The organism is Inquilinus sp. OTU3971 (assembly GCF_038440215.1).
This window is the reverse complement of the sequence record NZ_JASATH010000313.1, coordinates 1-5,459: the sequence shown is the minus strand read 5'-3', so window position 1 is coordinate 5,459 and position 5,459 is coordinate 1. Positions and strand designations below refer to the sequence as shown.

General features: G+C 70.0%; 4 protein-coding genes. 1 reads left to right on the top strand and 3 read right to left on the bottom strand.

The window, feature by feature from the left end; translation table 11 throughout:
- Nucleotides 1-24: 24 nt before the first annotated feature.
- The 3 genes from prfB to AAHM41_RS38570 all read right to left on the bottom strand — a co-directional run bounded on the left by prfB (nucleotide 25) and on the right by AAHM41_RS38570 (nucleotide 4,714).
- A protein-coding gene (gene prfB / locus AAHM41_RS38580) for a peptide chain release factor 2 (RefSeq protein ID WP_342241940.1) occupies nucleotides 25-1,150 on the bottom strand; the annotation gives its coding sequence in 2 pieces (ribosomal slippage) (nucleotides 25-1,080 and nucleotides 1,082-1,150; 1,125 coding nt in all).
- Nucleotides 1,151-1,288: 138 nt separating this feature from the next.
- Nucleotides 1,289-3,151: a dihydroxy-acid dehydratase gene (ilvD, locus tag AAHM41_RS38575; RefSeq protein ID WP_342241939.1), complete on the bottom strand. Its 1,863-nt coding sequence runs from the start codon at nucleotides 3,149-3,151 to the stop codon at nucleotides 1,289-1,291.
- A 159-nt stretch (nucleotides 3,152-3,310) separates the two neighbouring features.
- Nucleotides 3,311-4,714 (bottom strand): MFS transporter, encoded by a 1,404-nt coding sequence (locus tag AAHM41_RS38570; protein WP_342241938.1) that lies wholly within the window; start codon nucleotides 4,712-4,714, stop codon nucleotides 3,311-3,313.
- A gap of 109 nt (nucleotides 4,715-4,823) precedes the next feature.
- Between AAHM41_RS38570 and AAHM41_RS38565 the strand changes: the two genes are divergently transcribed.
- Nucleotides 4,824-5,285, top strand: a complete 462-nt coding sequence (locus AAHM41_RS38565) for a MarR family winged helix-turn-helix transcriptional regulator (protein WP_342241937.1) — start codon at nucleotides 4,824-4,826, stop codon at nucleotides 5,283-5,285.
- Nucleotides 5,286-5,459: the final 174 nt, after the last annotated feature.

The window sequence follows — 5,459 nt, the reverse complement described above, 5'->3', positions numbered from 1 at the left end:
GCCCCCCGCGCCCCCCCCCGAGGCTCACGCCGTCTGCAGGTCCTCGCCCTGGCCCTTCAGCTTCGCCGCCAGCGACGCCTCCAGGAACTGGTCGATGTCGCCGTCCAGCACAGCCGAGGAGGCGCTGGTCTCCACGCCGGTGCGCAGGTCCTTCACCATCTGGTAGGGCTGCAGCACGTAGCTGCGGATCTGGTGGCCCCAGCCGATGTCGGTCTTCTCGGCGTTCAGCGCGTCGGCCTGGGCCTCGCGCAGCTTCAGCTCGCGCTCGTAGAGGCGGGCGCGCAGCATGTCCATCGCCATCGCCCGGTTGCGGTGCTGCGACCGGTCGTTCTGGCAGGCGACGATGACGCCGGTCGGGATGTGGGTGATGCGGATCGCCGATTCCGTCTTGTTGACGTGCTGGCCGCCCGCGCCCGAGGACCGGTAGGTGTCGACCTTCAGGTCCTTGTCGTCGATCGTGATCTCGATCGAATCGTCGATCACCGGCGCCACCGCGACCGAGGAGAAGCTGGTGTGCCGCCGCGCCGCGCTGTCGAACGGGCTGATCCGGACCAGGCGGTGCACGCCCGATTCGGTCTTCAGCCAGCCATAGGCGTTGTGGCCCTTGATCAGCACCGTGGCCGATTTGATCCCGGCCTCTTCGCCCGGGCTCTCCTCCAGCCACTCGACCTTGAAGCCGTGCTTCTCGGCCCAGCGCACATACATGCGCAGCAGCATCTGGCCCCAGTCCTGGGCTTCGGTGCCGCCGGCGCCGGCATTGACCTCGAGATAGGCGTCGTTTCCGTCGGCCTCGCCGGCCAGCAGGCTTTCCAGCTGCTTCTTCGCCACCCGCTCGGCCAGCTGGCCCAGCTGGGTCTCGGCGTCGGCCAGAACCTCGACATCGCCCTCGGCCTCGGCCAGCTCGATCAGCCCGACGGTGTCGTCGAACTCGCCGGCCAGCGCCTTGTAGCCGCCGATGGCGTCATCCAGATGGGTGCGCTCGCGCAGCAGGGTCTGCGCCTTCTCCGGGCTGTCCCAGAGCTTCGGGTCCTCGGCGAGGGCGTTCAGCTCGTCCAGTCGTCTGAGTGCGTTGTCCCAGTCAAAGAGACCTCCTCAGCAGCGCGAGCGACTGCTTGATCTCTTGGGCCTTGGCTTCGGTCTCGGCGCGCATGCCGTGCGCTCCTCTCGAATTCGGTCCGTCCACGGGATCGCCGGCCGCGCGGCGGCCTGCGATGCGAACCGGGGATGTAGGACGGATCAGCGGTCAGGTAAAGGCCGCGGGCGGGAAAACCTCCCGCCCGCTGCACCCTCAAGCCTTGCGCGGCTTCAGCTGGCTCACGTCGCGCACGGCGCCGCGGGCGGCGCTGGTGGTCAGCGCCGCATAGGCCTGCAGCGCCATCGAGACTTTTCGCGCGCGCGGCGCGGAGGGCTGCCAGCCGCCGTCGGCGCGGGCGTTCATCGCCGCCCGGCGGTGGGCCAGCACCTCGTCGGAGACGGCGAGGTGGATCTTGCGGGCCGGGATGTCGATCTCGATGGTGTCGCCCTCCTCGACCAGGGCGATGGCGCCGCCCTCCGCCGCCTCGGGCGAGACATGGCCGATCGACAGGCCGGAGGAGCCGCCGGAGAAGCGGCCATCGGTGACCAGGGCGCAGACCTTGCCCAGGCTCTTCGACTTCAGATAGCTGGTCGGGTACAGCATCTCCTGCATGCCGGGACCGCCCTTCGGGCCCTCGTAGCGGATCAGCACCACGTCGCCGGGCTTGATCCGGTCGCCCAGGATGCCCTCGACCGCCGCGTCCTGGCTCTCGAAGATTCGGGCCGGGCCGGAGAAGGTCAGGATGCTGGCGTCGACGCCCGCGGTCTTCACCACGCAGCCATCCTCGGCGATGTTGCCGTACAGCACCGCCAGGCCGCCATCGGGGCTGAAGGCGTGCTCCAGGTCGCGGATGGTGCCGCGCTTGCGGTCGGTGTCGACGCTGGGGTAGCGCGCATCCTGGCTGAAGGCGACCTGGGTCGGGACGCCGCCCGGCGCCGCGGCGTAGAAGCGGTGCACGGACTCGCTGTCGGTGCGCTTGATGTCCCACTGATCCAGCGCGGCCGACAGGCTTTCGGCATGGACCACGCGGGTGTCGCGGTTCAAGAGGCCGGCGCGGTCCAGCTCGCCCAGGATGGCCATGATGCCGCCGGCGCGGTGGACATCCTCCATATGCACATTGGCCACTGCCGGCGCGACCTTGCACAGCACCGGCACGCGGCGCGACAGCCGGTCGATGTCGGCCATGGTGAAATCGACGCCGCCCTCCTGCGCCGCCGCCAGCAGGTGCAGCACGGTGTTGGTCGACCCGCCCATGGCGATGTCGAGCGTCATGGCGTTCTCGAAGGCGGCGAAGCTGGCGATGCTGCGCGGCAGCACGGACTCGTCATCCTGCTCGTAGTGGCGCTTCGCCAGGTCGACGATCAGGTGCCCGGCCTCGACGAACAGGCGCCGGCGGTCGGCATGGGTGGCCAGGGTCGAGCCGTTGCCCGGCAGCGCCAGGCCCAGCGCCTCGGTCAGGCAGTTCATCGAATTGGCGGTGAACATGCCGGAGCAGGAGCCGCAGGTCGGGCAGGCCGACCGTTCGATCACCTTCACGTCCTCGTCGCTGATCCGGCTGTCGGCGGCGGCGACCATGGCGTCGATCAGGTCCAGCGACTTGGCCTCGCCGCCGACCTTGACCTTGCCGGCCTCCATCGGCCCGCCGGACACGAACACCACCGGGATGTTCAGCCGCATCGCGGCCATCAGCATGCCGGGCGTGATCTTGTCGCAGTTCGAGATGCAGACCATGGCGTCGGCGCAATGCGCGTTGACCATGTACTCGACGCTGTCGGCGATGATCTCGCGCGACGGCAGGCTGTACAGCATGCCGTCATGGCCCATGGCGATGCCGTCATCGACGGCGATGGTGTTGAATTCCTTGGCGACCCCGCCCGCGGCCTCGATCTCCCGCGCCACCAGCTGGCCGAGATCCTTGAGGTGGACATGGCCGGGCACGAACTGGGTGAAGGAGTTGACGACGGCGATGATCGGCTTGCCGAAATCCGCATCCGTCATGCCGGTCGCCCGCCAGAGCCCGCGGGCTCCGGCCATGTTGCGGCCGTGGGTGGTGGTGCGGGAACGATAGGCTGGCATTGATCTGGATCCGTGCTGCTCGGGTCACTTTCGGTCGATCCGGATGGTCGCAGTGATCGGAAAAGAACCGCGGCACCCGTCGGAAACACCCAGAAAGAACGCCATTCCCGCCCGCGGCGCAAGGGCGGCCGACGCAACGCTCCCGCGCGCGGAGTGCCACTACCGGCTCGCTGCCGCGTCTCCCGGCTCCGGCGCCGGGTCGTCGGCGGTGTAGGCCGGGGTGGCCAGGCGCAGGCAGCTGACCACCGTGGCGGCGGTCGCCAGCCCGGCCGCGGTCAGCAGCGCCGCCTGAGCGCCATGGTCGGGGAAATGGGCGAACAGCAGGGCCACCAGGGCGGCGCCGGTGGCCTGGCCCAGCAGCCGGGCGGTGCCCAGCATGCCGCTGGCGGCACCGCTGCGGGCGCGCGGGGCCGACCCGATCATCACCCGGTTGTTGGGCGCCTGGAACAGGCCGAAGCCGGCGCCGCACAGCGCCATGCGCCAGACGATGCCGAAGGGGGAGGGATCCGCCGGCAGGGTCGCCATCAGCACCAGGCCGATGGCCATGAGGGCGAGGCCGATGCCGCCCAGCAGGCCGGGCGGGTGCCGGTCGGACAGGCGGCCGGCGATGGGCGCGGTGACCGCCACCGCCAGCGGCCAGGGGATCATCAAGAGCCCGACCTGGGCCGGGGAGAAGCCGGAACCGGTCTGCAGCAGGAAGGGCAGCGTCACGAAGGCCGCCATCTGCGCCGCGAAGGAGCTGATCGAGGTGGCGACCGACAGCCCGACCACCGGGATGCGCAGCAGGTCCAGCGGCACCAGCGGCGTCGTCCGGCCCAGCTGCCGCCGCACCAGCCACATGGCGGCGCCGAACCCGATGACGAACTGCAGCGCCACCAGCCCCCAGTCCAGCCCGTGGGCGATGCTGTCGATGCCGGTGATCAGCAGGCCAAAGGTGGCGGCGGAGAGCAGCGCGCTCAGCAGGTCGAAGCGGCGGTCGGCAAGGTCGCTTTCCGGCAGGTTGCGGCTGCCGATGATCAGGGCGGCGACGCCGAGCGGCAGGTTGATGGCGAACAGCCACGGCCAGGAGGAGATCGACAGCAGGGCGCCGGCGAAGCTGGGCCCGACGGTCGAGGCGCTGGCCGCGATCATGGCGTTGATGCCCAGAACATGGCCCAGCCGGGCACGCGGGAAGATGTAGCGGATCAGCGCGGTGTTGACGCTCATGATCCCGGCGGCGCCGAAGCCCTGGGCGACGCGGGACAGGGTCAGCGCCAGCAGCGAGTCCGACAATGCGCAGGCCACCGAGGCGACGGTGAACAGGGCCAGGCCGCCGAGATAGACCCGGCGGTAGCCGTAGATCTCGCCCAGCCCGGCGAGGGGCAGCAGCGAGACCACCACCGCCAGCTGGTAGGCGTTGACGATCCAGATCGACATCGACGGGCTGGCCTGGAACTCGGCCGCGATCGTCGGCAGCGCCACATTGGCGACGGAGCCGTCGAGCACGGCGAGCATGATGCCGAGCACCACGGTGGCGAAGGCCCATCTGCGGCGTGGCAGGGGCAGGCCGTCGGGAAGGGACACGGAACCTCGCTTTCGCGGCGGGAACGCACGGTGCCTGCCGTCCATGGCATGATCATGGAACCGGCCGTCTCGAATGGCTATGGCGTTTTAGCTATAACAGAATAGCAAAATGATCGACCCGGACCAGATCTCCCCGACCGAGCGCGAGCAGCTCGGCGCCTTCCGGCTGCAGCTGATGGCGTTGCTGCGGCGGCTGCGGCGCGAATCCGACAGCGGCGACATCCCGCTGTCGAAGCTGATGCTGCTGGCCGCGCTGCTGCGCCTGGGGGGCACGGCCAGCCCGACCGAGCTCGCCGCGGTCGAGGGGCTGCGCTCGTCCAATGTCGCGGCGCTGCTGGGCGGGTTGGAGAAGGACGGGCTGGTGCGGCGCGAGGCCGATGCCGGCGACCGGCGCCGGCTGCATGTGGTGATCACCGACCCCGGCACCCAGGCGGTGCTGGCCAACCGCAGCCGGCGCGAGGCCTGGCTGGCCGAGGCCGTCGCCGGTTGCCTGAGTGCGGAGGAACGGGCCCAGCTGATCGCCGCCGGCGCGTTGCTGCAAAGGTTGGCGGAGTATCAGGAGGGGGGCTGAGCGCGAACGTGGCTCTTTGCGTTGCCTCTCCCGCCTGGCGGGAGAGGTCGGGCGTCCGCAGGACGACCGGGTGAGGGCTGGTCCCGGCCTTGACAAAGGGCCCTCACCCGGAGTCGCTCCGCGTTGTGCAACCGGAGAGATCGTTGACACTATAGACCGGATACATCGTTGACA